Origin of the sequence: Myxococcus hansupus (assembly GCF_000280925.3) — a bacterium.
Classification (GTDB): Bacteria; Myxococcota; Myxococcia; order Myxococcales; family Myxococcaceae; genus Myxococcus; species Myxococcus hansupus.
Genome location: NZ_CP012109.1, coordinates 2,320,876 through 2,347,711, shown reverse-complemented (window position 1 = coordinate 2,347,711; position 26,836 = coordinate 2,320,876). Strand labels below are relative to the sequence as shown.

The following is a 26,836-nucleotide window of genomic DNA, read 5'->3' as shown; positions in this document are numbered from 1 at the left end:
CCCTAGGCCTTGGGCATCCAGACGCGGATGAGCGACAGCAGCTTCTCCACGTCCAGGGGCTTGGCGATGTAGTCGTTGGCGCCCGCGGCCAGGCACTTCTCCTGGTCGTCCCGCATGGCCTTCGCCGTCAGGGCGATGATGGGCAGCTTCTGCCACTCGCCACGCTTGCGGATTTCACGCATGGCTGTCAGCCCGTCCATCTCCGGCATCATGATGTCCATCAGCACCAGGTCCACCGTCAGCGACGGCTGGGCGAGGCTGCGCGTCAAGCGCTCCAGTGCCTCCTTTCCGTTGCGGGCAATCTCCACCTTCGCGCCCCGCGGCTCCAACACGCTGGAGAGCGCGAAGATGTTCCGCACATCGTCCTCCACCACCAGGATGCGCCGGCCCTCCAGCGCCGCTTCCCGGTCGCGCGCCACCTGCAGCATGCGCTGGCGCTCGGGCGGCATCCGCGCCTCCACTTGGTGGAGGAAGAGCGTGACTTCGTCCAGGAGGCGCTCGGGAGACCGCGCGCCCTTGATGATGATGGACTTGGAGAAGCGCCGCAGCCGCTGCTCCTCATCCCGCGTCAGCGAGCGGCCCGTGTAGACGATGACGGGCGGGAAGGAGACGTTCTCCAGGGCGGCCATCTGCTCGAGCAGCTCGTAGCCGCTGAGGTCCGGCAGGTTGAGGTCCATCACCATGCAGTCGAAGGTGCTCTGGCGAAGCTGCTCCAGCGCGGCCCCTGCCGTGGCCACCCCGACGATGCCCACGTCCTCGCTCTCCAGCAGGTGCTGGATGCTCTCGCGCTGGCGGGCGTCGTCCTCCACCACGAGCACCCGGCGCCCCCCGGGCGACAGCTTCGTCTCCAGCTTGCGCACCGCCTCCATGAGCTGCTCGCGCTGTACCGGCTTGAGGGCATAGCCCACGGCCCCCAATTCCAGCGCCTCACGCGAATGGTCCGCCACGGAGATGACGTGGACGGGAATGTGCCGCGTCTTCGCGTTGCGCTTGAGCTGATCCAACACCGCCAGCCCCGAGTGGTCCGGCAGGTTCATGTCCAGCAGGACGGCGCTCGGCTGGTACTCCACCGCGGCGCGGTAGGCGGCGCCGCCGTTGTCGGTGACGAGGGTCAGGAAGCCCAGCTCCCGCGCCAAATCCCGCAGGATGAGCGCGAAGCGACGGTCGTCCTCGACGATGAGGATGACACGCGAGTCCGTGCCGAGCCGCTCCCGGTCGTCCTCGACGTAGTCAGAAGCCAGGGGCAGGGCCGCACCCGGCTCGGGCGCAACGGCCTGCGTCAGCGCCAGGGGAGGACGGACCGGTACCTCGGGGAGGGACGGCTCACGGCCCACCGGCGCGGGAGCGGAGAGGGACACGGGAACCGTCACCGTGAAGGTGCTGCCCTTGCCCGGCGTGCTCTGCACCGAGACATCACCGCCCAGGAGCCGCGCCAGGTCGCGGGAGATGGACAGCCCCAGCCCCGAACCTCCGTACTTCCGGTGGGTGCTGCCGTCCGCCTGCCGGAAGGCCTCGAAGATGAGGGCCTGGAGGTGGGCAGGAATGCCAATGCCCGTGTCGGTGACGGCGAACGCCAGGTGCCCCGGGTCCACGAGCGAGACGCGCAGGGACACCGCGCCCTTCTCGGTGAACTTGAGGGCGTTGGAGAGCAGGTTCTTCAACACCTGGCCCAGCCGCTGAGGGTCCGTCTCCAGGGTGGCGGGCACGCCCGGGTCCACCTGGGCGGTGAAGCCAATGCCCTTCTCCTGCGCCAGCACCTGGAAGGTGCGGGTGAGGTTCTCCACGAAGCGCGGCAGACCCACGTGCTCGGGGAGGAGGTCCACCTTCCCGGCCTCGATGCGCGACAGGTCCAGGATGTCGTTGATGAGCGAGAGCAGATCATTGCCCGCCGAGGAGATGGTCTGCGCGAAGCGCACCTGCTCCTCGGTGAGGTTGCCGTCCTTGTTGTCGGCCAGCAGCTTGGCGAGGATGAGCGAGCTGTTGAGTGGCGTGCGCAGCTCGTGGCTCATGTTGGCCAGGAACTCGGACTTGTAGCGGCTGGTCCGCTCCAGCTCCGTGGCCTTCTCCGTCAGGTCCAGTTGGGCGCGGGTGAGCACGTCCTTCTGGTTCTCCAAGAGCTGGGTCTGCTCCTCCAGTTGGGAGTTGGTCTGCTCCAGCTCCGCCTGCTGCTCCTCCAGCCGCGCCTGGGACTCCTTGAGGACGCGGCTCTGCTCCTCGATCTCCTCGTTGGAGACCCGCAGCTCCTCCTGCTGCGCCTGGAGTTCCTCGGCCTGCCGCTGCGTCTCTTGCAGCAGCTCCTCCAGCCGGGTGCGGTCATGGGACGTCCGCACGGCGATACCCACCGACTCGGCCACCCGTTCGAGCAGCGCCAGGTCCGAGGGGTGGACGGGGTGGAGGAAGCCCAGCTCCAGCACCGCGTTCACCTTGCCGTCCACGGACGCGGGCACCACCAACAGGTGCCGCGGCGTCCCCTGCCCCAGGCTGGAGTTGACGGGCAGGTAGCCCTCCGGCACGTCCCGGAGGTGGAAGACGCGGCGCTCCTTGATGGCCTGGCCCACGAGCCCCTCGCCCTGCCGGAGCTCATCGCCAGACGACGAGAAGGACGCGGGCAATGCGAAGCCGCCAAAGCGCCGGAAGCGCTGGGTGTCGTCCGCGAGGTAGATGGCGCCCACCTGGGCGTCCAGGTACTCCGCCAGCAGGCGCAGGACATTCTCCCCGAGCTGCTCCAACCGCTGCTCGCCCTGCATGGCCGCGCTGAGCCGGGCCTGCCCGTGCTGAACCCACGACTGGATGGAGCGAGCCCGGAACTCCCGCGACGTCATGTAGGCCGCCACGGCGATGAGCACGAGCAACAGCGCGGAGCCCAACCAGGTGACGCTCAGCGACGTGGTGGCCGCGCGCTGGAAGTCGCCGTTGCGCGCTTCCAAGAGCCGCCGTTCCTCGTTCTCCATCTGCTCCACGAGGACGCGGATGCGGTTCATCAGCGCGATGCCTTCATCGGTGCGCACCAGGGCCAGCGCGGCGTCCGGCTGCCCTGACTGCTTCAGCTCGATGCTCTTGCGCATCTCCGCGAGTTTCTCCGCGAGGAGCGCGTTCAACGTCACCAGCCGCCGGCTCTGGAGGTCGTTGTCGGCCAGCAGCTCCTTGAGGCGCTCGAGCTGCACGGGCAGCAGCCGGTTGGCGTTGATGTAGGGCTCCAGGTAGCCGTCCTGACTCGTCAGCAGGAAGCCGCGCTGGCTGGTCTCCGCATCCTTCAACGTGGACATGAGCGTCTTGAGGCGCTCGTCCACCTCCATGGTGTGGCGGACCAGCTCCGCGGTGTCCGTCCGCGTCTCCAGCGACTGGTAGGAGAGGACGGCGATGAGCATCACCGCGAGGGCGGCCAGCACGAAGCCGCCGAGCGTCGTCGGTGGCAACGGGGGGCCGAAGCGATTGACGCGAGGGGCCACGGCGTTCATCGCGCCTCCTGCTCGCCCCGGTGGGCACGCACACTTCCGCGACGGCACGAGCGGCCGACCGAGCCGCCCACGAGGCACTGAGGAACACCTGTCATGTTGAGACGCGTCCAGTAGCGGGGGGTCGACGCAACAGCCTGTCGCGTACCACAGGCCTCCTGGGTCTCCAGGCGCCCCCTCTTCGGACATGTCGCACAATGTCGGCCGTGCGACACTCCGTCACCCCACGGGGCCGCTACACCTCCAGCAGGACGAAGCGCTGGTCCGGGGTGTGCTTCGCCAACAGGGGCATGGCCACGTTGTAGACGGGGATGCCGCTCTTCGTGGTCCCGTTGCGAGCGCCGTGGTGGGCGTGGCCGTGGAACACCGCCTCCGCGCCGTAGTGGTCAATGGGCATGGACAGGCGGCTGGTGCCGAGGAAGGGACGAATCTCGATGTTCTCTCCCTCCAACGTCTCCGGAATGGGGGCGTAGTGCATGATGACCACCTTCCGCTCCACGTCGAGGTGGCTCAGCGCGGCCTCCAGCTTGAGCGACTCGGTGACGGCCTCCTGCACGAAGCCCTTCGTCTGACCCTCGCCGAAGGCCTGGAGCGTGGCGTTGCCAAAGCCCCCGCCAAAGCCCTTCACGCCGGCGACGCCCAACGTCTTCTCGAAGATGAAGTGGTCGCCGTCCAACACATGGACGCCCACCTTGGCCAGCTCGCCGCAGATGTCCTTCACCTGGTTGTGCTCGTAGTCGTGGTTGCCCAGCACCGCGGCGCACGGCACCCGGAGGGCGGAGAGCTCCTCCGCGAGCACCTTCCCCTCCTCAATCATGCCCCTGTCGGTGAGGTCACCACACAACACGAGCAGGTCCGCCGAGGCGTTCACCTGCTTCACCAGTTGCCGGAAGCGGCCGTGGTGGTCCTCACGGCAGTGCAGGTCACCGACCGCCGCCAACCGAATTTTCGAGCCCGGATCTCGCGCCACGCTCATCCCCCTGCTGTCGTTCGTTCTCGTCCCAGGAGCGCCCGTCACCAAAGCCCCAGTGGTGGATGTCCACGTGATAGTTCACCCGTGAAATCAGGTTGCCGCGGCACAGCTTCTCCTCCCAGCGACCCTCTCGGAGGGTGTGCAGCGTGCGGCTCATCAGCTCCGCCATCACCCACTCTGGGACGAGGTCCCGCTCGGACGGGTAGGCGAAGCGGAACATCATCAGGTGGCTGAGCAACACTTCCCAATACCGGTCGAAGCGGCGCAGCAGCCGCTCCCAGTCCATGTCGGGGCCCGCCTTGAGCAGCAGGTGGTTGACGTCCGCGCCGTCATACCGCTCGCGCTCATTCACGAAGGCCTTGGACCAGATCATCTCCTCGGCGGGGGCCACCAGACATTCGTGGCCGAAGATGGTGGCGCTGGGGGCGTGCTCGAACCATTCGTCGTCCACCACCGCCACGCCGTTGCCGGAGGAGAAGATGAAGTCGACGAAGTAGTCGCCCTTGAAGGCCTTGTAGAGCCAGACCTCGTCCGCGCGCTCGGTGCGCCAGCCGTCCTGCTCCAGGACTTGCAGCGCCCGCAGCGCGTCCGCCTTGCGTGGGAAGAGGTCCAGGTCCTTCGTGTCGCGGTAGATGCCGGTGTACGTGGCATAGGCATAGGCACCGCCCACCACGAAGGGCACCCCTGCGTCGAGCAACAGCCCGACGGCCCTGGCCCGGGCGTTGATTTCGTCCGGGGCTCGCTCACGCTCGGCCAGCTTCGCGTCCGTACCCATCTCGCCGGGATGGTTGGGGTGTCTCTTTTCCATGGCCGAAAGGTAGGGACTGCGAATTTCGGCCGTCTGCCTGCGGGGAATAGATGCCTGGGGAGCGGGCAGCCAACCTACAAGCATCGGGATTCAGGGCGTTTCGCGCACCCGGCGGGCGCCTTTTCTGTTTTCCGGCCGTGCTGTGTCCATGAAGGCAGACACGCTGCTGCACGGCCCGCCGGGGGCCGTTCGAAGGAAACGTGGACCATGCTGCGCAAGAGCCTGTTGTGTGCCGCCGTACTGCTGACGGGTTGTGACGCCACCAATAGCGAGGAGGACGGCTTCCGGGACGGACTGCCCTCGAAGCAGTCGGTGGAGATGCGCTCGCCCTCCAGGAACAACGGCCAGGCCCTGACGGCCTTCTACGGAGAGGGAGAGCAGGCGGAGTACTACCGCGCCACGGTGGCGGCGGCGGCCACCTTCAACGGCGGCGCCGCGAGCGTGCTCAACCTCATCGAGGACATCGTCCGGCACGTGCCCACGTCCATCGAAGGGGATGTCGCGGTGTGGGGCCCACACACCGGCGCGCTCGACGCCGTGACGTGGAAGCTGACCGTCACCCGCACCGAAGCGAACAGCTACACCTGGGTCCTGGAGGGCAAGGGCAAGAACGAGGCGGACAGCGCCTTCGTGGCCTTCCTCTCCGGCACTCACACCGCCTCGGTGGACGCCAACGGCGAGCGCGTGCGCGGCTTCGGCGCAGGCGAGCTGCTCATCGACTGGGACAAGGCCCAGACGCTGCCCGGCGTGAGTGGTGACGACGTGGGCACGGCGGAGATTCGCTACGCGCGCGCCAACGCGTCCGCGGAGGCGTCGGTGGAGGCGGAGTTCCGGCAGGTGCGTGACGAGGAGCGGCCGGGCTCGCGCGTGGACGCTGACTACCGCTTCCACCAGGAGGCAAACGCGGGTGGGGAGCTGGACTTCGTCATCCGCAAGAACATCGACACCGACCCGCTGCGCTCGGCGCTGGAGAATCTGTCCATCAAGAGCCGCTGGGAGGCCACGGGGGCTGGCCGCTCGGACATCAAGGTGTCGGGCGGGGACCTGTTCGGTGAGGCGACTCTGAGCGAATGCTGGGACAGCAACTTCCTCAGCGCCTACTTCATCGTCAGCGTCAACCCGGCCCTGGGATACGGCGCGGTGAGCGCCTGCGGAAACTTCAGCACGGCTGTCTACTCCACGCTGTGACACGCGCGGTAGTCTGCGCCGCGTGACGGGAACACGTGGGCCATCCCTGCAGGTCGTTCCCGGCGGTCCACGACTGGACCGGCGGGACTTCCTGCGGGAGCTGTATACGAAACACGGCGGCAGCGTGCTAGGACGCTGCCGCTATCTGCTGAAGGACCCGGCGAAGGCGGAGGATGCGATGCATGACGTGTTCGCCCGCGCCCTCACCCACGCCGAGGACTTCCGCGCCGACGCCTCGCCGCTGACGTGGCTGATGAAGATCGCCACCCACCACTGCCTCAACCAGCTCCGCGGTGAGCGCGCGGGCTGGCGCCAGTGGTTCGAGCGGGACGCCGCCACCCGCCCCGAAGGCCATGGCGGACAGGACGACATGGAGACGCGGGACCTGGTGCGGCGGCTGCTCGGGCGCGTGGACGCGGAGACGCAGGCGGCCGCCGTCCACTACCACGTGGATGGGATGACACTGGAAGAGGTGGCCGCGTTGCTGGGGCGCTCGGTGCCCACCATCCGCAAGCGGCTGGAGCGCTTCGCCGAGCTGGGCGGAGAGGAGCTGACGGTCCGATGAGCGCGCATGAATCGGAATGGACCCTGCGCCGGCTGCGCGCCGGAGAGCTGGCCGCCGCCGAGGCCGCCCGCGTCCAGGCCCATGCGGCCGGATGCGAGACGTGCGCCCAGGCCCTGCGCGGGCTCGACGACGCCCAGGCGCGCTTCGAAGCGGAGGTGCCCTTCGAACGCTTCGAAGCCGGCGTGGAGCGCGCCCTGCAACGTCAGCGGCGCCAGGACGCCGCGCGCCCGCCCCCGCGCCGCTGGGTGGCTACGACGGTGGCCATCGCCGCGTCGCTCCTGGTGGTGGTGCTGGTGCGCCCGCTCCTGACCCCGGACGCCACGTCCACGGAAGGTCTGGGCCTCAACCGGCTCAAGGGCGGCACGGCGGCGGAGCTGCGCATCGGCGGCGGGCTGGGACCGCAACGAGAGGCGACGCCCGGAACCCCCGAACCGCTGGACCCCGGTGAGCGGGTGATGCTGGGCTACAAGGCGGGGACCCACCGCTACGTGGCGGCCCTGTCCGTGGACGCCATTGGCGAGGTGTCACCGCTGCACCCGGAGAGCGGCGCCAGCGCCCCGGTGGGGCCCGGCAGCGACCAACAGTGGCTGCCCAGCGGCTGGGAGTTCACCGGCTCCGGCGCCGAGCGAGTCATCCTGGTCCTCAGCGATGAGCCGCTGCCCATGGAAACGCTGGCGGAGGCCGCCCGGCGTGCCTTCGAGAAGGCCGACGGCGAGGTGGTGCGCATGGCCCCGCTGGAGGTCCCCGGCGAACAGACGCACTGGGTGCTGCTGAAGCCATGAGTCCCCTGCCCGCCTTCGCGCGCGCCCTGTCGATGGCGCTCATCCTGGTGGCGAGCACCGCGAACGCGGAGGTGCTGCACCGCTTCGCGCTGGTGGCCGGCAACGACGAGGGCGGCGCCGACACGCGCCCGCTGCGCTTCGCGAGGGACGACGCGAGGAAGATGCACGCGCTCCTCCAGCGCCTGGGCGGCGTGGCCCCCGCGGACGCGAAGCTGCTGTTGAACGAGGACGCGCGGGGCTTCCTCGCCGCGCTGTCGGAGCTGGAGCAGCGCGCCCGCGCGGCCCGGGAGCGAGGCGAGCGCACCGCGCTGTTCGTCTACTACTCCGGCCACGCGAAGGACGGCGCGCTGCGGCTAGGCGCCACGCGGCTGGCCTTCGACGACCTCAAGCGCCGGCTGGCGGACGCGCCCTCGGACATCCGCATCGCCATCCTGGACTCCTGCCGCTCGGGCGCGATGACGCGCGCCAAGGGCGCTCGGCGCGCGCCCGCGTTCGACATCGAATCCGGCGCGGGACGCGACGCACGCGGGCTGGTCATCCTCACCTCCAGCGCGGCGGACGAGGACTCCCAGGAGTCCGACGCGCTGGCGGGCAGCTACTTCTCGCACCACCTGACGAGCGGCCTGCTGGGGGACGCGGACCGCAGCGGCGACGGGCGGGTGACGCTGTTCGAGGCGTACTCCCATGCGTACGCACGCACCGTCGCGGACACGGCCGCCAGCTCCGCGGGGCCGCAGCATCCGACGTTCAGTTACGACCTCGCGGGCAACGGCGACCTGGTGCTCACGGACCTCCGCGCCAGCGGCGGTGGGTTGGTGGTGCCAGGCGCGGCGCCGGTGGGCACCTACTACTTCGTGGACGGCGGCGGGCTTGTGGTTGCGGAGCTGGACAAGGCGGCGGACGTGGAGCGCCGCGTGGCCCTGGCGCCCGGAACGTACCGCGTGAAGCGCCGGCTGCCGGACCGCCTGCGCATTGGCGAGGTGGAGGTGCGCCGGGGCCAGCAGGCGGTGCTCCAGGAGTCCCGCCTCCAGGACGCGCCCTTCTCCGATGACCCGGTGAAAGGCGCCCTTCGCGGCGGCGACGGCGGCGCATGGTGGACGGTGGGACTGTCCGGCGGCGTGCAGTCCTACTTCGATGCGCCCACGCGCGACGCGCTGTTCCTGTCGGTGGGCATGGTGGGCGCTGAGGCGCAACTCCACGACTACTTCCGCCGCGACTGGGTGTGGGGCGTGGACGCGGCCACGGGCAGCCGGCGCGCGGTGCTGATGCTGCCGTCGCTGACCGGCCCGGCATACCGCTACGCGATGACGAGCGTGGGAACGACGCTGACGTCCGAGTGGCCCCTGGGACGGGTGGCGCCGTTCCTGGGCGCGCGGGTGGCGTGGCTCCACATGCGCCGCGACTTCGAGGACGCGGCGTTTCCGGACCAGACCTTCGCCATGTTCTCCCCCGGCGTGGTGGCGGGGGTGCGCTGGAATCCGTTCTCCCGGCTGCACCTCACCGCGCGCGCCCGGGCGCACTACCTCCTCTACAACGTCGACGCGCAACGCTCGCTGGGCTTCTGGGAGCTGGGCGCGCTGGTGACGTACCAGCCATGAAGGAGCACGTGATGCGACACCTTCCGGTGGCCTGTCTGTGCCTCGCGCTGGCCGCGTGCGGCGGCGACTTCTCCAACGATGACTTGGAGTTCCTCAACGCGCTGCCACGCCGCGAGGACCTGGCCGCGAAGCTCCCCCAGAAGGGCCAGGGCCGCGCTGGCGGCGGGCTGGCGACGCGCACGTCCGGACTGGTGGTGCGCCTGGGCGAGACGTCCGAGCTGATGGGCGACACGGAGGAGACGGGCCGCGCCTTCAACGCGGGCGTGGACGCGCTGCTGTCCCTGCTGGAGGACATCCGGAGCCTCCCGCCCACGACACGCGAGCCGGACCGGCGCGTCTGGGGGCCGTTCCGCGCCCAGAACCACGCGGGCTTCGACGTGCGCTTCGTCATGACGCGCGAGGTGATGCGCTTCGACTACCAGCTCGAGTACCGCAAGACGGGCGGCGGCGATGCGGCCTGGTGGGCCTTCCTGAGCGGCACCTTCGAGGCGGACGCGGGCATCCGCAAGGGCGTGGGGAGCCTCCACCTGGACGTGGAGCGCTCGGAGCGGGAAGGCCTCCCCGCCACCGACGTGACGGTGCTGCGGCGCCTGGACATCCACTACCAGACGAAGGCCCTGCCCACCCGCGTGGAGCTGACCTTCACGCCCAAGGACGGCGCCTTCCCCGTGTCGCGCTACACATACCGGGAGGCCCAGGGCGGTCTGGGCGAGATGCACTTCCTCATGCCGGGGCAGGACCTCGTCCCGGGCGGCCTGCTGGAGGATTTGGGCCTGACGACGCGCTGGGCGCCGGACGGCCGGGGCATGGCGGTGCTGGACGTGCTGAGCGGCGACATCCGGGGGGCGAGGTACACCGAGTGCTGGAACGCCCAGGGCCGCGTCACCTTCACGGCGCGAAGCTGGGACTTCTTCAACCCCACCGAGGGCGAGCGCGCCACCTGCCCGGACTTCTCCGCGCTGGACGGCTAGGAAAGCGGCCGAGCGGACATTCCCGCGCATGAATGGTGACGCGCGGGGTGGATTCTCTATGCTGGCCGCTGTTTTCCCGCGCCCTCCATGTCCAAGCCCTCCCTCCTCGCCGTTCTCAAGAGCCCGCGCATCTGGCTGCTCGTGGCCGTTGGTTTCGCCTCGGGCCTGCCCCTGTGGTTGACGGGCGTCACGCTGTCGGCGTGGATGAAGGACGAAGGCGTCAATCTCAAGACGATTGGCGTCTTCGCCCTCGTGAGCATGCCCTACACCTTCAAGGTGCTCTGGGCGCCGCTGATGGACCGCTACACCCTGCCCTTCCTGGGGCGGCGGCGGGGCTGGATGCTGGTGACGCAGGTGCTGCTCATGGGCGCCATCGCCGCCATGGGCCTCTTGAATCCGCGCGAGGCGCCGGTGGCCATGGCCGCCATGGCGGTGCTGGTGACGTTCCTGTCCGCCAGCCAGGACATCGTCGCGGACGCGTGGCGCACGGACATCCTCACCGTGGAGGAGCGCGGACTCGGCAACTCCACCTACATCACCGGCTACCGCCTGGGCATGCTCACCGCGGGCGCCCTGGCCCTGACGCTGTCGGACGTCGTCGGCTGGTCGCAGACGTACTTCATCATGGGCCTGCTGATGGGCGTGGGCGTGGTGGCCACGCTGCTGGCCACCGAGCCCCAAGGCACCAAGCCCCCGCGCAACCTCGCGGACGCGGTGGTGAAGCCCTTCGCGGAGTACTTCACGCGCAAGGGCGCCGTGCCCGTCCTGCTGTTCCTTGTCCTCTACAAGCTGGGGGACGCCATCGCCGCGGGCATGGTGACGCCCTTCTACAAGGAGCTCGGCTTCTCCAACACGGAAATTGGCGCGCTCAGCAAGGGCCTGGGCATGGTGTCCACCATCGCGGGCGGCCTGCTGGCCGGCGTGCTGATGGTGAAGCTGGGCACCCGGCGCAGCCTCTTCATCTTCGGCGCGGCGCAGGCCCTCACCAACCTGATGTTCATGGGGCTGGCGCTGGTGGGGAAGAATGACTTGATGCTGGCGGCCACCATCACCGTGGACAACCTCTGCGGAGGACTGGCGGTGACGGCCTTCGCCGCGTACCTGATGTCGCTGTGCCACAAGAGCTTCAGCGCCACGCAGTACGCGCTGCTGTCCGCCCTGGGCACGGTGGCCAACCGCCTCATCTCCGCCAGCTCCGGCTACCTGGCCGAGTGGCTCGGCTGGCCCACCTTCTTCGCCGGCACCGTGCTGCTCGCGGGCCCGGCGCTGATTCTGCTCGCCTTCCTCCCGAAGGACGCCGCCACGCCCTCCGATGAGGAGCCCGAGCCCGCCGCGCCGCCCCAGTCGAGCTCGGTGGCGGTCGCCCGCTGAGGCACCGCGGCCGGCGCGGCCCTCTGGTGTAACGCGGTGCACGCTCGCCAGAATCGGTGAGCCAACCGCCGCGCGGCGTGGCTATGGTGTGCGGCCATGGCACACCCGCTCGCTGGCAAGCCCCCACCGGAAGACTTCCTCATCGACCCCGAGAAGCTGCGCGCCGCGTACTTCTCCGGCAGGCCCGACGTGGGCGTGCCCGAGCAGCGCGTCGCCTTCGGCACCTCCGGGCACCGCGGCTCCTCGGCGCGCACCAGCTTCAACGAGGCCCACATCCTCGCGGTGACGCAGGCCCTCTGCGAGTACCGCCAGCAGCAGGGCATCGATGGGCCGCTCTTCCTGGGCATGGACACCCACGCCCTCTCCGCCCCCGCGCAGCAGACGGCGCTGGAGGTGCTCGCCGCGCACGGCGTGCAGGTGCGTTTCACGGACGGCGCCACGCCCACGCCCGTCATCTCCCACGCCATCCTCACGCACAACCGGGGCCGCACCGCGGGGCTCGCGGACGGCATCGTCATCACCCCGTCCCACAACCCGCCCGAGGACGGCGGCATCAAGTACAACCCGCCCAACGGCGGCCCCGCCGACACGAATGTCACGTCCCTCATCGAGAAGCGCGCCAACGCGCTGCTGGGCGCGGGCAACGCGGGCGTGCAGCGCATCCCCTACGAGCGCGCGCGCACCGCGCCCACGGTGAAGCCGTACGACTTCATCACCCCGTACGTGGAGGACCTGGAGAGCGTCATCGACATGGAGGCCCTGCGCGGCGCGAAGCTGCGCATCGGCGCGGACCCGCTCGGCGGCTCCAACGTCGCGTACTGGGAGCCCATCGCCACGCGCTATGGGCTCGACCTGCACGTGGTGAACCCCACGGTGGACCCGACGTTCCGGTTCATGCCGTTGGACCACGACGGGAAGATTCGGATGGACTGCTCGTCCCCCTACGCCATGGCGAACCTGGTGAGGCTGAAGGACGCGTATGACATCGCCTTCGGCAACGACGCGGACTCGGACCGGCACGGCATCGTCACCCGCAGCCTGGGGCTGATGAATCCGAACCACTACCTGGCGGTCGCCATCGACTACCTGTACCGTAACCGGCCCGGCTGGAAGCCCGGCACCGCGGTGGGCAAGACGCTGGTGAGCAGCAGCCTCATCGACCGCGTGGCGAAGGACCTGGGCCGCCGCGTCGTCGAGGTGCCGGTGGGCTTCAAGTGGTTCGTGGACGGGCTGCTGGACGGCTCGCTGGGCTTCGGCGGCGAGGAGAGCGCGGGCGCGTCCTTCCTCCGACGGGACGGCACCGTGTGGACCACGGACAAGGACGGCATCATCCTGGACCTGCTCGCGGTGGAAATCCTCGCGCGCACCGGCAAGGACCCCGGCGAGCACTACCAGGCGCTGGCGGCGAAGTTCGGCGCGCCGCACTACACGCGCATCGACCAGCCGGCGACCTCGGCGCAGAAGGCCGCGCTGAAGAAGCTGTCCCCCGACGCGGTGAAGGCCACCACGCTGGCCGGTGAGCCCATCCTCCAGCGCCTCACCCGCGCGCCCGGGAATGACGCGGACATCGGTGGGCTCAAGGTGGTGGCGGCGAACGGCTGGTTCGCGGCGCGCCCGTCCGGCACCGAGGACGTCTACAAAATCTACGCGGAGAGCTTCCGCGACGAGAACCACCTCCAGGCCATCCTCGAGGAGGCGCGCGCCATCGTCGGCGCGGCGTTCGCGGCCTCGTGAGTGGGGACCTGCGCTTCATCCTCAAGCTCGTGCTCGCGGCGCTGATGATGGGCGCGGGGCTGAACCACTTCCGCGCCCCGCGCATGTACGAGCGCATCATGCCGCCGTACCTGCCGTGGCACGGGCCGCTGGTGTTCTGGAGCGGGGTGGCGGAGGTGCTGCTGGGCGTGGGGCTCATCATCCCCGAGACGAGCCGGCTGGCCGCCTGGGGGCTCATCGCCCTGTTCATCGCCGTCTTCCCAGCCAACCTCTACATGGTCCAGCACCCGGAGCGGTTCCGGAAGATTCCCCGGGCCCTGCTCTGGCTGCGGCTGCCGCTCCAGGGCGTCCTCATCTTCTGGGCGTGGCAATACACCTGAAGCCCGGGCGCCTGTCCGCCCGGCGGCCCCCCCGTGCGTCCTTCCTTGACTCGCCGGGGGGTGCTCTTTAGGTTCACAGGCTTCCAGTAGCTCCACCGAATTCCGAAGGACGTTCCATGGCTCGCGTTACCGTCGAAGACTGCCTCCCCCTCGTCGACAACCGGTTCGCGCTGGTGCTGCTCGGCGCCAAGCGCGCGCGGCAGTTGATGGCGGGGGCCCGCCCCATCATCGAGCAGTCCAAGAACAAGCCCCCCGTGCTGTCCCTGCGCGAGGTGGCCACCGGCCGCGTGAAGTTCGACCGTGACGTGCGCGAGGCGCTGTCCGGCAAGTACACCGGCGACGAGGCCAAGTAGGCCTTCACTTCACCGCTGTTTCCCTCAAGCCCCTTCCTTTCCGGCCTCCTTCGCCGGGGAAGGGGCTTCGGGTATCAGGCCCTGGGAGCGCAGCCAGCGCATCGCGCGCGAGGCGACGGCCTTTTCACCCTTGTAGCCCAGCATCGGCACCAGTTGGACCACCGGCACCCAGCGCACCTCGTCCACCTCGATGCGCGGCCCCGGCAGCGGCCCCAAGTCCCCCTCCTGATAGCGGAACAGGAAGAAGTGGACGCGCTTGAAGATGCGCTGTCCGCGGAACTGGTACACGTAGCGAATCTCGCCCAGCGGGGCCATCAGCGCCACGGTGAGGCCGGTCTCCTCGCGCACCTCGCGGCTGGCCGTCTGTTCCGGCGTCTCGCCCGGGTCCACGTGGCCCTTGGGCAGCGCCCACAGGAGTCGCCCATGGGGACGGATGACGGCCACCTCCCAGTGGCCGGCACTCTCCCGGATGACGACACCGCCTGCGGACGCCTCGCGTGGCATACGTGCCCACCCTACCCGATGCGGACGGAAAGGTGCTCAACCGCCGTGCGCGAAATGACGCAGTTTGGCCTCGGCCCCCAGCCGGTACGCGTACCGCAAATCCGACAGGAGCCGGTCCAACCGCCGCGCCGCGACATGCCCCATCAGCCGCGCGCAGAAGCGGCGTGAGAGCCGGTTCGCCTCCTCGTAGCGCCACCGCTCCTGCGCGGAAAGCTGCTTGCGGTAGGAGATTCGGTCGAAGAGGCGCTGGAGCAGCTCCCGCGCCCAGGCCCCCACGCCCTCGCCCCACCGGTGCAGCAGGCACACCGCGAACTTGTCCACCTCCGCCTGGGCCTCCAGCTCCAGCAGCGACACCGTCCGGCCGTGGGCGGCGGTGTGGGCCACATAGAGGAAGTGGCTCACGCCCTCCGCGAGCTGGCAGTAGCCGGCCAGGTCGCTGTCGAGCACATACCCCAGCGGACCGGACTCGTAGGGCTTGAGCCTGTCCAGCAGCGCGGGGGACAGGTAGAGGGCCAGCTCCAGCGCGTCGTCCGCCTCGTGGACCAGCAGCTCCTCCTCGGCGCGGCCGGTGCCTCCGAGCCGGGCGGCGGCCTCCGTGTCCACCACGAAGACTTCCGCCCTTGCCTCGCACGTGAAGCCGTAGATGGCCTCCAGGTGGTCCTGAACGCGGCCAATCATGTCCACCACCTCCGGCTAGTTGGCGAGCGGCCCCTTGGGACGCGGCATCATCCCCGCGTCCAGCAGGACGCGCTCCAGCCGGTCGTTGCCGGTGCGGACCCAGGCCTCGTACACCTTCAGCGCGCTGCTGGGGCCCGCCTGCACCATGCCCCGGGCGGCGATTTCCTCCAGCACCTCCACCACCTCGCGGAACTTCTCGCACAGCTCCCGGTACACCTGCGCGAAGGCCGCCGCGGGCGTCAGCTCCGCCACGTGGCCGTAGGCCGTGCCGCCCATCCGGATGTAGTAGTCCGGCCCCACCACGCCGGCCTGCAGCGCGCCGGAGAAGAAGCCCGCGGTGTACAGCGAGACATCGCCCAGCCGGCGCAGGGTGCGGATGCGCTCGGCGCGCTCCTGCTGCAGGGCCTGGTGGTAGAGGATGGCCAGCGGCTCGTGGTCCTTGCGGCCGTCTTCCTCACGGGTGAACAGCTTGTCGGTGACGGCGAACTCGGACAGCAGGTTCACCAGGTAGAACTCCGTCACCTCCGCCAGTTGCACCCGTTGCCGCCCCGTGACCTCGCCCAGAAGAGACTTGAAGAACTCCTTCAGAGACAGGGACGCCACCAGTCCACTCATTGACACCTCCCGTCATTCCCCGGGCGGAAGTCGCCCGGAGGAGACCCCGCAAGGGTAGCAATCGAGCGGGAGCAGGGCAAAAGGTGACCCCAGTGATTCCAGGCACTTGCGTTAGCACTCGGGGACCTGGAGTGCCAACCGGAGGCCTTTGGACGCGCCGACGGAGCCCACCGTGGGGCGCGGGTAACGCCGACGAAAAGCCCAGCAATGCCGCGCAGTTGGCACGTGCGGGCAAGCTCGGCCAGCGTCGCTTGACGGGTCAACTTCGCTGGTTATTATCCGCCGCGCCTGGGCGTTAGCACTCACGAGGTTCGAGTGCTAACCCCACGGGCCACGAGGCCCTTTTTCAACCCCCAAGCAGCGTCCGGCCGCCATCCAAGCGGCGCCGGAAGCGACATGTAAGGAGCAGGCCATGAAGATTCGTCCCCTGCAGGATCGGCTCATCGTCAAGCGCGTCGCCGAGGAGAACAAGACCAAGGGCGGCCTCTTCATCCCCGACACGGCGAAGGAGAAGCCCCTCGAGGGCAAGGTCATCGCCGTGGGTAACGGCAAGGTGCAGGAGGACGGCAAGGTCCGCCCGCTGGACATCAAGGCCGGCGACACCATCCTGTTCAGCAAGTACGCGGGCACCGAGATCAAGCTCGACGGCGAGGAGCACCTCATCCTCCGTGAAGAGGATGTGCTCGGCGTCATCGAGAAGTAATCCGGCTTCCCCCACCCTTCCTTAAGGAACTTCCCAAATGGCGAAGGACATTCTTTTCGACGTGCGCGCGCGTGAGGCCATCCTCCGCGGCGTGAACATCCTGGCCGACGCGGTCAAGGTCACCCTGGGCCCCAAGGGCCGCAACGTCGTCATCGAGAAGAGCTTTGGCTCCCCCACGATCACCAAGGACGGTGTGACGGTCGCCAAGGAGATCGAGCTCGAGAACAAGTTCGAGAACATGGGCGCGCAGATGGTCAAGGAGGTTGCCTCCAAGACGTCTGACGTCGCGGGTGACGGCACCACCACGGCCACCGTGCTGGCGCAGGCCATCTTCCGCGAGGGCGCGAAGCTGGTCGCCGCGGGCCACAACCCGATGGAGATCAAGCGCGGCATCGACAAGGCCGTCGCGGTCATCATCGCCGAGCTGAAGAAGCTGGCCAAGCCGACCAAGGACAAGAAGGAGATTGCCCAGGTCGGTACCATCTCCGCCAACGGCGACGAGACGATTGGCACCATCATCGCGGACGCGATGGAGAAGGTGGGCAAGGAAGGCGTCATCACCGTCGAAGAGGCCAAGGGCCTGGAGACGACGCTGGACGTGGTCGAGGGCATGCAGTTCGACCGCGGCTACCTGTCCCCGTACTTCGTGACGGACCCGGAGCGCATGGAAGCGGCGCTCAACGACGCGCTCATCCTCATCAACGAGAAGAAGATCTCGTCGATGAAGGACCTCCTGCCCATCCTGGAGCAGGTCGCTCGCGCCGGTAAGCCGCTGCTCATCATCGCCGAGGACATCGAGGGCGAGGCCCTGGCCACCCTGGTGGTCAACAAGATCCGCGGCGTGCTGAACGTGTGCGCGGTGAAGGCGCCGGGCTTCGGTGACCGCCGCAAGGCCATGCTCGAGGACATCGCCACCCTGACGGGCGGCAAGATGATCGCCGAGGACCTGGGCATCAAGCTGGACACCATCACCCTCCAGGACCTGGGCAAGGCGAAGCGCCTGACGGTGGACAAGGACAACACCACCATCGTCGACGGTGCTGGCACGCAGCAGGAGATCGAAGCGCGCGTGAAGCAGATCCGCGCCCAGATTGAAGAGACCTCCAGCGACTACGACCGCGAGAAGCTCCAGGAGCGCCTGGCGAAGCTCGTGGGCGGCGTGGCCGTCATCAACGTCGGCGCGGCGACCGAGACGGAGATGAAGGAGAAGAAGGCCCGCGTCGAGGACGCGCTCAACGCGACCCGCGCGGCCGTGGAAGAGGGCGTCGTCCCTGGCGGCGGCGTGGCCTACATCCGCTGCCTCAAGGCGCTGGAGAGCCTGCAGCTCTCCGGTGGCGAGAAGTTCGGCGTGGACATCATCCGCCGCGCGCTCGAGGAGCCCCTCCGCCAGATCGTCGGCAACGGCGGCCTGGAGGGCAGCGTGGTCGTGAACAAGGTCAAGGAGTCCTCCGGTCCGTTCGGCTTCAACGCCGCCACGGGCGCCTATGAGGACCTGCTGGCCGCCGGCGTCATCGACCCGGCCAAGGTCAGCCGCACCGCGCTGCAGAACGCGGCGTCCGTGTCCTCGATGATGCTCACCACCGAGGCCATGGTGGCGGAGCGTCCGAAGGAGGAGAAGGACGCCCCCGCCGGCGGTGGCATGGGCGGCATGGGTGGCATGGGCGGTATGGGCGGCATGGGCATGTAGTCAGCCCTTCACCCAGGCCTCCCGCCCGGGTGACGTCCTGAACGCGGCCTCCGGCTCCCTCTCATGGGAACCGGGGGCCGTCGTCTTTGCGGGCCGGGTGGCGACAAGGCCCCCTGCCCCTTAACTTGCTGAAGACGAAGGAGGAGACACCGTGAAGCCCGTGAAGATTTTTACGACCACCTACTGTGGCTACTGCGTGCGCGCCAAGGACCTGCTCAAGCGCAAGGGCGTGGACTTCGAGGAGGTGGACGTCACCTCGGACGACGACATGCGCACGAAGCTCGTGGAGATGAGCGGAGGCCAGCGCACCGTGCCGCAAATCTTCATTGGCGACACGCACGTCGGTGGCTACTCCGACTTGTCCCGTCTGGACTCCGAGGGCCGCCTGGAGCCCATGCTCCAGGCCTGAGCACAGGCAGGCGGCCAGCCGCCCCACCCGACGCCTCCGGCGCGGCATGCATAGCTTTCCTCCCGCGGCATTTCATTCATCCACGGGAGGCGGCATGGCAGTCGAAGCACGGCAGACGGGGACCCGGGACGAGCAATACAACCTCATCAGCGCCCTGTATCACCTCCTCAAGGGCGCCTCGACGAGCGAGGCCTACATCCGGGACGCCGAGGAGAACGGCGACCCGGAGCTCGCCCAGTTCTTCCGAGACTGGCAGGAGGAGCAGCGGAATCTCGCTGAGCGGGCGAAGAACCTGCTCGGCGCCCGCATGGCGGGCGTCTCCCGGGCGGGAACGGGCCGCAAGCGCGCGTCCACCGGCGGCAAGCAGCGCGACGCCACGGCTTCCAAGGAAAAGCAGCCCACCACGGCGAGTGTGGATTCGGGAGGCGATGGCACGGCGCGCGACGCCGTCGACGAGGAGCTGCTGGAGACGTTCCCCGCCAGCGACCCGCCGGCCCGCTACTGAGTCCCAGTGGGCCACCACCCAGCCTCCTGCGTCGCTTCTGATGCGGAGTGACGCAGGATTCTGGATTCTGGCCGAACGTTCGTCTTGGATGGGGGGTCTTGAAACACACCCTCCTCTTTCACCCTTCACGCCTGACGTTGTGGCTGGTGGCCGTCCTGGCCCTGGCCTGCCGGAGCACGCCCACTCCGGCGCGTGGCGCCGTGCCCGCGGCGTCGGGCGTGTCGGCGGTGCTCATCGCGCCCTTCGGCTTCCAATGGGAAGAGCCGGACTGGCGCGCGCTGGCGCTGTCACAGCGGCTGGTGGGCGTTGCCCAGGCGCAGGCGGGTGAAGCCGCCCTCTTCTTCGGTCCCACGGACGTGCGGGTGCCCCGCACCGGCGACGCGCGGCTGACCGGCGACGCGGTGGCGCTGCTGGCGTCCCGCGGCGTGCGTCCCGAAGACGCCCTGCTGCTGCGGCCCTGGGCGGAGCGGCGCGGCCATGCCGGCGAACGTGAACTGATGGACACCAGGGGACACTCGGTGGGCCAGCGCGCCACCGAGGTGGTGATGTACGTGGGCCATGTGGAGGTCCTCCATCCCGCCACGCAAGACGTGGTGCTGGAGGTCTTCGGAGAGGCCACGATGAATCCCGACGCGGACATCATCGACGAAGGCGCGGACCCGACCCCCGAGCTGACACTCCTGATGGAGGAGCTCACGCGCGAGGCGCTCCGAGGCCTGTCCAGCCATGGGCCGCCGCCGCGAGCGCCCGCACGTCCCCCAACACTGGCTCGCGCGAGGCTGGCACCCGTGCCCGTCGACGCGCGCGTTCAACAACCCTCAGGCAGGATTGTTCCGCTCGTACTGCCGTGAGGATTCCCGTTGTGAAGAGCCTCGCGTCGGGCTTGCCCGCCCATGCGACTCGCACCTAAAGAGGACCCGATATGGATAGGCCCGAGGTCACCCAGACCACGCAGACTGAGCAGGAAGGTCGCACCACCCGCATCCCCATCCCCGAGTGGACGGTGGAGGTGGTGGGAGGACCGGACAAGGGCAAGAAGGTGAAGACGCAGGACGGACTGGTCCGCGTCGGCTCGGACACCTCCTGTGATTTGGTGCTCACCGACGCCACCGTGAGCCGCCGCCACCTGGAAGTGGAGCGCACCTCGCGCGGCCTGATGCTGCGCGACACCGGCAGCCGCAACGGCACCTTCCTGGATGGCCGGCAGGTGATTCAGGCCTACCTGACCAGCGGCGACAAGGTGGAGCTGGGCAAGACGAAGCTCTCCGTGAAGGTCGCCCCGCGCCCCACCGAAGTGGAGGTCGCTGGCGCCGAGTCCTTCGGCGCGCTGGTGGGCGCGTCGGAGAAGATGCGCTGGATTTTCACCGAGCTGCGCCGCATCGCCCGCGAGGACATGAGCCTGCTCGTGGAAGGCGAGACGGGCACCGGCAAGGAGCTGGCGGCGCGCGCGGTGCACCAGCACTCGGCGCGGCGGCACGGCCCCTTCAAGGTGGTGGACTGCAACCTCATCTCCGAGGAGAAGGCCGAGCGCGAGCTCTTCGGTGGCCTGCGCGCGGGTGACGGCGAGGACCGCGACGCGCGCGGCGTCTTCGAGGCCGCCCGGGGCGGCACCCTCTTCATGGACGAGGTGGGCGAGCTGCCGCTGCCCGTGCAGGGCAAGCTCTTGCGCGTGCTGGAGACGCGCGAGGTGCCCTCGCTGGACGGCCAGCCCGTGGCGGTGGACGTGCGCGTCATCGCCTCCACCCACCGCAACCTGGAAGAGGACGTGCGCCAGGGCCGCTTCCGCGCGGACCTCTACTTCCGGCTCGCGGTGGCGCGTGTGCGCCTGCCGCCCCTGCGCACCCGCCGCGACGACCTGCCCGTGCTCGCGCAGGCCCTGGCGCAGACGCTGCGCGCCAGCATCACCCTCACGCCCCAGACGCTGGCCCTCTTCGAGGGCTATGAATGGCCCGGCAACGTGCGCGAGCTGCGCAACGTGCTGGAGCGCGGCGCGCTGATGGAGGAGACGGGCAACAGCAGTTGGCTGGACTTCCTGGCCCAGCCTTCACGCCGCGCCGAGGGCCAGGCCCCCACCACCCAGGTGGCCACCCTGGTGGGCACCCTGCCCTACCACGAGGCCAAGGACCGGGTGCTGGCCGACTTCGAACGCCTGTACTTCGCGGAAGTCATGAAGACGGTGGGCTTCGACATGAAGGCCGCCGAGCAGCGCACCGGGCTTTCCATGCAAAGCCTCTATCGCCTTTTGAAAAAGAACGGACTTCGGCTCAAAGACCTCAAGAACGCAGAGGGCCTGGAGAAGTAAAGAAGTCCGCACGCTGGACCACCCCTAGGGAGATCAACCGCATGTTGCGTCGCGTTGCCGTAGCCTCCGTCGTCTTCACCGCCGCTTGCGCCGGTCAGCAGAAGCCTGCCCCCCAGGCCGGCCAGCCCACGTCGACCGAGGAGCGGGTCCGCATCACCAACCAGCCCCCGTTCGACCTCGTCAACTGCATGCCGCGCGAGCTTCAGCTCCCGGCGCAGGCGAGCCAGGGCGTCGTGCTGGGCGCGCTGCTGACGACCCGTCCGCTGGTGATGGAGTGCCTCGTGGACCCGAAGCACCGGGGCACCGAGAAGACCACCAACGTGGAAGTGAAGACGACCGTCACGGACCAGGGCGCCACGCACGCCGTCAGCGGGCAGAACCTCACCCCGGAAGGTCAGGCGTGCATCCAGAAGGTGGTGGACGCGAACGTGAAGCCGGCCGCGCTGCCCAAGGGCGCGCAGCCGGTGGAAGCCGCCATCCCCTTCGAGCACACCACCAGCGGCCTCAACTCCGTCACCTTCGGCATCAACGAGGGCTCGGACTTCACCGGCGCGGTGCGCCTGGCGCAGGCGAGCTGGTGTGAGTGCTACGCGCCCTTCAAGGAGCAGGTCCCGCCGCCGCTGACGGCGAAGATCAAGCTGCTGAAGGCGCAGCCGACCCCCGCCGAGGTGACGTTCGAGCCCTCCGGGAACACCGAGGCGGACCAGCTCGCCGCCTGCCTCCAGCCGAAGATCGCCGCGCTGCCGGCGAAGCTGAACTCCGACGAGCTCGGCTTCTCCTACCGCTTCGTGCACTTCGACTCGGCCGCGCCGGACGCGGCCTCGGCCAACCTGCCGCCCGAGCTGCGCTTCCTCCAACTGGACCTCAACCGCACCCAGCGCGCGGCGGACACGGCCATCGCCGACGGCGCCCGCACCCCGGCGGCCCTGGCGTACGCCGAGGTCGTGGACCGCTACCAGAAGACGAAGAACTGGCGGCTGTTCGACGAGATGTCCAGCAAGTGCGACGCGCTGGTGAAGGCCGACACGGGCGTCCTGGACTCCATCAAGGCCCGCCAGGCCACGGACCAGGCCGCGCTGACGCTGGCCACGGAGATGGCGGCCAAGGACGCGGAGAACTGGGGTGACGTCGTCGCCGCCACCCAGAAGAACGTGGAGGAGTCGGTGAAGGAGCTGGCCGACGCGGAGAAGATCGCCGCGCAGGACAAGTCCGCCTGCCCGAAGAAGAACTTCAAGTAGTCCCCCCACGGCGGAAAACACGAAGGCGCGGGAGCCCGGAAGTCCGGGGCCCGCGCCTTCGGTGTTTTAGGGGGATGCCAGCGGACACCGCCGGTGAGGCGGACACCGGAGAACCCGGTGCCCGGCCCGCCCGACGTGGCTAGGCCGCCGTCACCTTGTCGTCGTTGGCCGCGCCCGCCTCGCGCATGCGCACGCTGACGAGCTTGGAGATGCCCGGCTCCTCCATGGTGACGCCGTAGAGGGTGTTGGAGACCTCCATGGTGCGCTTGTTGTGGGTGATGAGGATGAACTGCGACTGCTTGCTCATCTCCTTCACCATGTCGTTGTAGCGGCCCACGTTGCCTTCATCCAACGGGGCGTCGACCTCGTCGAGGAGGCAGAAGGGCGTCGGCTTGATGAGGAAGATGCCGAAGATGAGGCCCACGGCGGTGAGGGCCTTCTCGCCACCGGACAGCAGGTTGACGCTCTGCAGCTTCTTGCCGGGCGGCTGGGCGACGATTTCCACGCCCGGCTCTCCGCCAGGGCCGTCGTTGGTGAGGATGAGGCTGGCCCGGCCGCCGCCAAACAGGCGGGGGAAGATGGCCTGGAACTTCTCGTTCACCACGTCGAAGGTCTGCTTGAAGCGCTCGCGGCTGGTGGCGTCGATGCGCTGGATGGCGTCCTTGAGCTGCTCGATGGAGGACTGGAGGTCCTGCTTCTGCGCGATGAGGAAGTCGTAGCGCTTGGACAGCTCCGCGTGCTCGTCGATGGCGGTGAGGTTGATCTCCCCCATCTTCTCCACCTGCGCGCGCAGGTCCTTCAGCTCCGCCTCCGTCTCCGGCGCCAGCGCGGGCAGCAGGTGGTACTTGTGCAGCTCGTTCGCCAGCTCCACCTGGTGCCGCTCGCGGATGCCCGCCGCCAGGTGCTCCAGCTCCAGGGCGATTTCGCGCTCGCGCAGCGAGATTTGCGACAGGCCCTGCATCAGCTCGTCCACGCGGCCGCGCAAGTCACGGAACAGCGTGTCCTGCTCGCGCACCTCGGCGGAGGCGGTGGTGTGCGCCGCGCGGCGGGACTCCAGCCCCTCGGCGGCGAGCTTGTGCTCCTCGGCGCGCTGGGACAGGCCGCCCTCGGTGGAGGAGATGCGGCGCTCCAGCTCCTCGGTGCGGGTGGCGCCCTCCACCACGGTGGCCTGGAGCCGGGCGATGCGCGTCTCCATGTCCTGCCGCTGGGTGACCAGGCTCTCCAGCTCCTTGCGCGCGGACTCACCCCGCTCGCTGCCGGCGGCCACCTTGATGCGCAGGCCCGTCAGCTCGCCATTGGCCGTCTCGGTGCGCAGGCGCAGCGACTCCTGCTCGCCCACGAGCTGCTTGACGCGCTCCTCGCGGCCCTCGCGGTCCGCCTGGCCGTGCGCCACCTCGCCGCGGCTCATCTCCTCTTCGTGCTCCAGCGCGGTGGCGCTCTGGGTCAACTGCCCCTCCTCCACCTCCAGCGCCCGCACCCGCTCGCGCACGCGGGCCAGGTCCTCGCCCGCCTTGTGCAGGTCCTTCTCCTGGCTGGCGAGGTTCAGCTCCTCGGCGTGCTGGTTCTTGGCCAGGCCCTTGAGGACGCCCTCCGCGTGCCCCATCTGCTTCTGGAGCGTGTAGTGGCGGGTGAGAATCTCGTTGTAGCGCTCCTCCACCCGGGCCACCTCGGTGGCCAGCTCGGCGATTTCGCGCTTCTTCTGGAGCGCGCCCACGGCCGCGCCCTCGCGCTCACCGCCGACGATGGTGCCGTCGGGCGGAAGACCTCGCCCTCCTGCGTCACCAGCGTGCACGCCGGCCCGCCGGACTCGGCCCAGGCGCGCGCGGTGGCCACGTCCTGGACCACGATGACGTCGGCCAGCAGCAACTGGACGAGCGGCGTCAGGGCCTCCTCGCACGTCACCTCACGCAGGGCATGGGCCAGCACGCCCGGGCGGCTGAAGTCCGGCTCCAGCGGGGGCGGCAGCGCGTCCAGCGCGGGCACCGGGAGGAAGCTGCCCCGGCCCTCGGCGTGGCCCTTGAGGTACTCCACCAACTCCACGCCCTTGTCGCGGCTCTCCACGATGACGTGCTGGAGCCGCTCGCCCAGGGCGGCCTCCACGGCGCGCTCGTAGCGCGGCGTCACGGTGATGACGTCCGCCACCAGGCCGAAGATGCCCTGCTCGCGGGGCGTCACGCCGGCGCGCGTCATCACCGCGCGCACGCCGCGGTCGAAGCCGTCGTAGTTCTTCTGGATGTCCTCGAGCGTGGACAGGCGGCTGCGCTTGTCGCTCAGCTCCTCGCGCAGCGCGATGACCTCGATTTCGTTCTCCGTGAAGGCGGTGCGCGTCCGGGTGAGCGCGTCCTCCTCCTGGCCCTTGCGCTCGGCCAGCTCCGCGGCGAGGTGCCGGGTGTCCTCCACCCGCTTCGCCACGTCGCCGCGGACGTTCTCCAGCTCCAGTTCCTGGGCGCGCAGCGTCTCCAGCTCACCCTGGAGCTTGGCGCGGCGGCCATCCAGGTCCCCGCGCTGGCGCGCGAGGTTGACCAGGTTGCTCTCGTGGTTGGCCAGGCGCGTGGCCACGGCGACGAGGCCGGCGCGCTCCTGCTCCAGGCGCAGCGCCACCTCCGTCTGGAGCTGGGACACGCGGCGCAGCTCCTCCTGCGCCACCTGCATCGCGACCTCGTCCTCCTTCCACGAGCCGGCGATGCCCGACAGCTCCGCCTCACGGGCGGCCATGGCGTCGGACATCTCCGTCTTGCGCGCCACCAGGCCGTCCAGCTCCGCCTGGGCGGCGGCCACGCGGGCGCGGGTCTCCTCCAGGTTGCGCTGTCCGAAGGACATCTCCTGGGTGTCACGCTGCAGCGAGCTCTCCAGCGTGTGGACCTCGGCAGCCAGCGCCTGGAGGGCGGCGGTCTCCGTCTCCAACTCGGCGCGGCGGCGGGTGATGGTCTCCTCCAGCTCCTTCACGCGGTCCAGGCTCTCACGCTCCTCGGAGCCCAGGTTCTCCAGCCGAGACTGGAGCATCTTCTTCTCCGCCATCAGCTCCAACTGACGGTGGGTGGCCGCGTGCAGGTCGATGTCCCGCATGCGCGACTTGAGCTTCTTGTACTTCTCCGCCTTCTTCGACTGGCGGGACAGCGCCTCGAGCCGCTTCTCCAGCTCGTTGGTGATGTCGGTGACGCGCAGGAGGTTCGCGTCCGTCGCCTCCATCTTCCGCTCGGCGGCCTTGCGGCGCGCCTTGTACTTGGTGACGCCCGCGGCCTCCTCCAGCAGGTGGCGCCGGTCCTCCGGCTTGCTGGACACGATGAGGCCGACGCGGCCCTGCTCGATGATGGAGTACGCCTTGGTGCCCACGCCCGTGCCGAGGAACAACTCGGTGATGTCCAGCAGGCGGCACTGCGTCTTGTTGATGAGGTACTCGGAGTCACCGTTGCGGAACAGGCGCCGCGTCACGGTGACTTCGGAGAAGCCCTGGTACTGGGGCGAGAGCTGGTCCGTTTCGTCCACGATGAAGGTGAGCGACACCTCCGCCATGGACAGCGGCGGCTTGTTCTCCGAGCCGTTGAAGATGACGTCCTCCATGCCGCGGCCACGGAGGTTCTTCGCGCTCTGCTCGCCCATCACCCAGCGGATGGCGTCGACGACGTTGGACTTGCCGCAGCCGTTGGGCCCGACGATGCCCGTCACGCCTTCGTCGAACGTGAAGACGCTCCGTTCCATGAAGGACTTGAAGCCGGTGATGTCCAACCGCTTGATTCGCATGCCAGCGGGCTCCTAGAGCGGGCTCTGTACGAGAAGAGAAACGCGCGCGAGGCCGAAAAATCGGCTCCGGAGCGTCTGACGAAAAGGAGTACCAGCCACCTTCCGAGCGATCAAGCGTGGCCATGCCACGCATCGCCATACGTTTGGTTGCCTGGTCCGCGACAGAGCGGACGCGACCTGTAGCGCGGACCCTGCGGGGTGGTGATTCCACAGTGTTTCACGTGCTTGGGACGTCCTCCACGCGGATGACCGCGTTGCAGCCCTGTGGAGTCCTGTTGCGCTACGTAGAGGCATCAC

Annotated in this window: 22 protein-coding genes and 1 pseudogene; 16 read left to right on the top strand and 7 right to left on the bottom strand. The window is 69.2% G+C overall.

Annotation, left to right across the window (positions count from 1 at the left end; translation table 11 throughout):
• Positions 1–2 precede the first annotated feature (2 nt).
• The 3 genes from A176_RS09665 to A176_RS09655 form a co-directional block, all read right to left on the bottom strand.
• Entirely contained in the window at positions 3–3,458 is a 3,456-nt protein-coding gene (locus tag A176_RS09665; RefSeq protein WP_002640419.1) for a response regulator, read from the bottom strand.
• A 232-nt stretch (positions 3,459–3,690) separates the two neighbouring features.
• A complete protein-coding gene (locus A176_RS09660; RefSeq protein ID WP_002640420.1) occupies positions 3,691–4,395 on the bottom strand; it encodes a metallophosphoesterase family protein in 705 nt (234 codons plus the stop codon).
• The gene (locus A176_RS09655) at positions 4,379–5,236 is read right to left on the bottom strand and encodes a nucleotidyltransferase (RefSeq protein WP_044891068.1); all 858 of its coding nucleotides are present in this window, start codon (positions 5,234–5,236) and stop codon (positions 4,379–4,381) included. Before A176_RS09655 ends, A176_RS09660 begins: the two co-directional genes overlap by 17 nt.
• Before the next feature lie 207 nt (positions 5,237–5,443).
• Here A176_RS09655 and A176_RS09650 point away from each other — a divergent pair, with 207 nt between their 5' ends.
• From A176_RS09650 to rpoZ, 9 genes are all read left to right on the top strand, one after another.
• Complete coding sequence (locus A176_RS09650; protein ID WP_002640422.1) at positions 5,444–6,424, top strand: hypothetical protein; 981 nt, start codon at positions 5,444–5,446, stop codon at positions 6,422–6,424.
• A 22-nt stretch (positions 6,425–6,446) separates the two neighbouring features.
• Positions 6,447–6,989 (top strand): RNA polymerase sigma factor, encoded by a 543-nt coding sequence (locus A176_RS09645; RefSeq protein WP_021781618.1) that lies wholly within the window; start codon positions 6,447–6,449, stop codon positions 6,987–6,989.
• The gene (locus A176_RS09640) at positions 6,986–7,771 is read left to right on the top strand and encodes a zf-HC2 domain-containing protein (protein ID WP_002640424.1); all 786 of its coding nucleotides are present in this window, start codon (positions 6,986–6,988) and stop codon (positions 7,769–7,771) included. The genes A176_RS09645 and A176_RS09640 overlap by 4 nt, the downstream gene beginning before the upstream one ends.
• The gene (locus tag A176_RS09635) at positions 7,768–9,369 is read left to right on the top strand and encodes a caspase family protein (protein ID WP_002640425.1); all 1,602 of its coding nucleotides are present in this window, start codon (positions 7,768–7,770) and stop codon (positions 9,367–9,369) included. The genes A176_RS09640 and A176_RS09635 overlap by 4 nt, the downstream gene beginning before the upstream one ends.
• A gap of 11 nt (positions 9,370–9,380) precedes the next feature.
• A complete protein-coding gene (locus A176_RS09630) occupies positions 9,381–10,340 on the top strand; it encodes a hypothetical protein (RefSeq protein ID WP_226994262.1) in 960 nt (319 codons plus the stop codon).
• Positions 10,341–10,427: 87 nt separating this feature from the next.
• Positions 10,428–11,711 carry an AmpG family muropeptide MFS transporter gene (locus A176_RS09625; protein ID WP_002640427.1) on the top strand — a complete coding sequence of 428 codons (1,284 nt, stop codon included), beginning with the start codon at positions 10,428–10,430 and terminating at the stop codon, positions 11,709–11,711.
• Between the two features lie 96 nt (positions 11,712–11,807).
• Positions 11,808–13,445 carry a phosphoglucomutase (alpha-D-glucose-1,6-bisphosphate-dependent) gene (gene pgm, locus A176_RS09620; protein WP_002640428.1) on the top strand — a complete coding sequence of 546 codons (1,638 nt, stop codon included), beginning with the start codon at positions 11,808–11,810 and terminating at the stop codon, positions 13,443–13,445.
• Positions 13,442–13,804 carry a DoxX family protein gene (locus A176_RS09615; protein ID WP_002640429.1) on the top strand — a complete coding sequence of 121 codons (363 nt, stop codon included), beginning with the start codon at positions 13,442–13,444 and terminating at the stop codon, positions 13,802–13,804. Before pgm ends, A176_RS09615 begins: the two co-directional genes overlap by 4 nt.
• A gap of 116 nt (positions 13,805–13,920) precedes the next feature.
• Positions 13,921–14,157 (top strand): DNA-directed RNA polymerase subunit omega, encoded by a 237-nt coding sequence (rpoZ, locus tag A176_RS09610; RefSeq protein WP_002640430.1) that lies wholly within the window; start codon positions 13,921–13,923, stop codon positions 14,155–14,157.
• A 24-nt stretch (positions 14,158–14,181) separates the two neighbouring features.
• Here the strand turns inward: rpoZ and A176_RS09605 are convergent, their stop codons facing one another.
• From A176_RS09605 to A176_RS09595, 3 genes are read right to left on the bottom strand one after another with little or no spacing between them, the layout of a single operon-like run.
• Positions 14,182–14,661, bottom strand: a complete 480-nt coding sequence (locus tag A176_RS09605; RefSeq protein ID WP_002640431.1) for an NUDIX hydrolase — start codon at positions 14,659–14,661, stop codon at positions 14,182–14,184.
• A 36-nt stretch (positions 14,662–14,697) separates the two neighbouring features.
• Positions 14,698–15,339: a hypothetical protein gene (locus A176_RS09600; RefSeq protein ID WP_002640432.1), complete on the bottom strand. Its 642-nt coding sequence runs from the start codon at positions 15,337–15,339 to the stop codon at positions 14,698–14,700.
• Positions 15,340–15,354: 15 nt separating this feature from the next.
• Entirely contained in the window at positions 15,355–15,954 is a 600-nt protein-coding gene (locus tag A176_RS09595; RefSeq protein WP_002640433.1) for a hypothetical protein, read from the bottom strand.
• A gap of 412 nt (positions 15,955–16,366) precedes the next feature.
• On the opposite strand from A176_RS09595, the gene groES reads away from it, so the two are divergent.
• The 7 genes from groES (at position 16,367) to A176_RS09560 (ending at position 22,798) form a co-directional block, all read left to right on the top strand.
• Positions 16,367–16,657, top strand: coding sequence for a co-chaperone GroES (groES, locus tag A176_RS09590; protein ID WP_002640434.1), 291 nt, complete (start codon positions 16,367–16,369; stop codon positions 16,655–16,657).
• A gap of 37 nt (positions 16,658–16,694) precedes the next feature.
• On the top strand, positions 16,695–18,344 hold the full coding sequence (gene groL, locus A176_RS09585) for a chaperonin GroEL (protein ID WP_002640435.1): 1,650 nt from the start codon (positions 16,695–16,697) through the stop codon (positions 18,342–18,344).
• A 151-nt stretch (positions 18,345–18,495) separates the two neighbouring features.
• Positions 18,496–18,753, top strand: coding sequence for a glutaredoxin 3 (grxC, locus tag A176_RS09580; RefSeq protein WP_002640436.1), 258 nt, complete (start codon positions 18,496–18,498; stop codon positions 18,751–18,753).
• Between the two features lie 94 nt (positions 18,754–18,847).
• Positions 18,848–19,258 carry a hypothetical protein gene (locus tag A176_RS09575; RefSeq protein ID WP_002640437.1) on the top strand — a complete coding sequence of 137 codons (411 nt, stop codon included), beginning with the start codon at positions 18,848–18,850 and terminating at the stop codon, positions 19,256–19,258.
• Between the two features lie 98 nt (positions 19,259–19,356).
• Positions 19,357–20,109: a hypothetical protein gene (locus A176_RS09570; protein WP_002640438.1), complete on the top strand. Its 753-nt coding sequence runs from the start codon at positions 19,357–19,359 to the stop codon at positions 20,107–20,109.
• A 71-nt stretch (positions 20,110–20,180) separates the two neighbouring features.
• The gene (locus A176_RS09565) at positions 20,181–21,560 is read left to right on the top strand and encodes a sigma 54-interacting transcriptional regulator (RefSeq protein WP_002640439.1); all 1,380 of its coding nucleotides are present in this window, start codon (positions 20,181–20,183) and stop codon (positions 21,558–21,560) included.
• 41 nt (positions 21,561–21,601) lie between these two features.
• Positions 21,602–22,798 carry a hypothetical protein gene (locus A176_RS09560; RefSeq protein WP_002640440.1) on the top strand — a complete coding sequence of 399 codons (1,197 nt, stop codon included), beginning with the start codon at positions 21,602–21,604 and terminating at the stop codon, positions 22,796–22,798.
• A gap of 139 nt (positions 22,799–22,937) precedes the next feature.
• Here A176_RS09560 and smc read toward each other — a convergent pair.
• Positions 22,938–26,539, bottom strand: a pseudogene (gene smc / locus A176_RS41020) (chromosome segregation protein SMC).
• Between the last annotated feature and the right edge of the window lie 297 nt (positions 26,540–26,836).

Bases quoted from the DNA above. Each gene is read 5' to 3' on its own strand.
- A176_RS09560 (WP_002640440.1), top strand. From the start codon at position 21,602: ATGTTGCGTCGCGTTGCCGTAGCCTCCGTCGTCTTCACCGCCGCTTGC.
- A176_RS09640 (WP_002640424.1), top strand. From the start codon at position 6,986: ATGAGCGCGCATGAATCGGAATGGACCCTGCGCCGGCTGCGCGCCGGA.
- A176_RS09650 (WP_002640422.1), top strand. From the start codon at position 5,444: ATGCTGCGCAAGAGCCTGTTGTGTGCCGCCGTACTGCTGACGGGTTGT.
- A176_RS09595 (WP_002640433.1), bottom strand. From the start codon at position 15,954: ATGAGTGGACTGGTGGCGTCCCTGTCTCTGAAGGAGTTCTTCAAGTCT.
- groES (WP_002640434.1), top strand. From the start codon at position 16,367: ATGAAGATTCGTCCCCTGCAGGATCGGCTCATCGTCAAGCGCGTCGCC.
- A176_RS09605 (WP_002640431.1), bottom strand. From the start codon at position 14,661: ATGCCACGCGAGGCGTCCGCAGGCGGTGTCGTCATCCGGGAGAGTGCC.
- A176_RS09635 (WP_002640425.1), top strand. From the start codon at position 7,768: ATGAGTCCCCTGCCCGCCTTCGCGCGCGCCCTGTCGATGGCGCTCATC.
- A176_RS09665 (WP_002640419.1), bottom strand. From the start codon at position 3,458: ATGAACGCCGTGGCCCCTCGCGTCAATCGCTTCGGCCCCCCGTTGCCA.
- A176_RS09630 (WP_226994262.1), top strand. From the start codon at position 9,381: ATGCGACACCTTCCGGTGGCCTGTCTGTGCCTCGCGCTGGCCGCGTGC.
- A176_RS09600 (WP_002640432.1), bottom strand. From the start codon at position 15,339: ATGATTGGCCGCGTTCAGGACCACCTGGAGGCCATCTACGGCTTCACG.
- A176_RS09625 (WP_002640427.1), top strand. From the start codon at position 10,428: ATGTCCAAGCCCTCCCTCCTCGCCGTTCTCAAGAGCCCGCGCATCTGG.
- pgm (WP_002640428.1), top strand. From the start codon at position 11,808: ATGGCACACCCGCTCGCTGGCAAGCCCCCACCGGAAGACTTCCTCATC.
- A176_RS09565 (WP_002640439.1), top strand. From the start codon at position 20,181: ATGGATAGGCCCGAGGTCACCCAGACCACGCAGACTGAGCAGGAAGGT.
- A176_RS09655 (WP_044891068.1), bottom strand. From the start codon at position 5,236: ATGGAAAAGAGACACCCCAACCATCCCGGCGAGATGGGTACGGACGCG.
- A176_RS09575 (WP_002640437.1), top strand. From the start codon at position 18,848: ATGGCAGTCGAAGCACGGCAGACGGGGACCCGGGACGAGCAATACAAC.
- rpoZ (WP_002640430.1), top strand. From the start codon at position 13,921: ATGGCTCGCGTTACCGTCGAAGACTGCCTCCCCCTCGTCGACAACCGG.
- groL (WP_002640435.1), top strand. From the start codon at position 16,695: ATGGCGAAGGACATTCTTTTCGACGTGCGCGCGCGTGAGGCCATCCTC.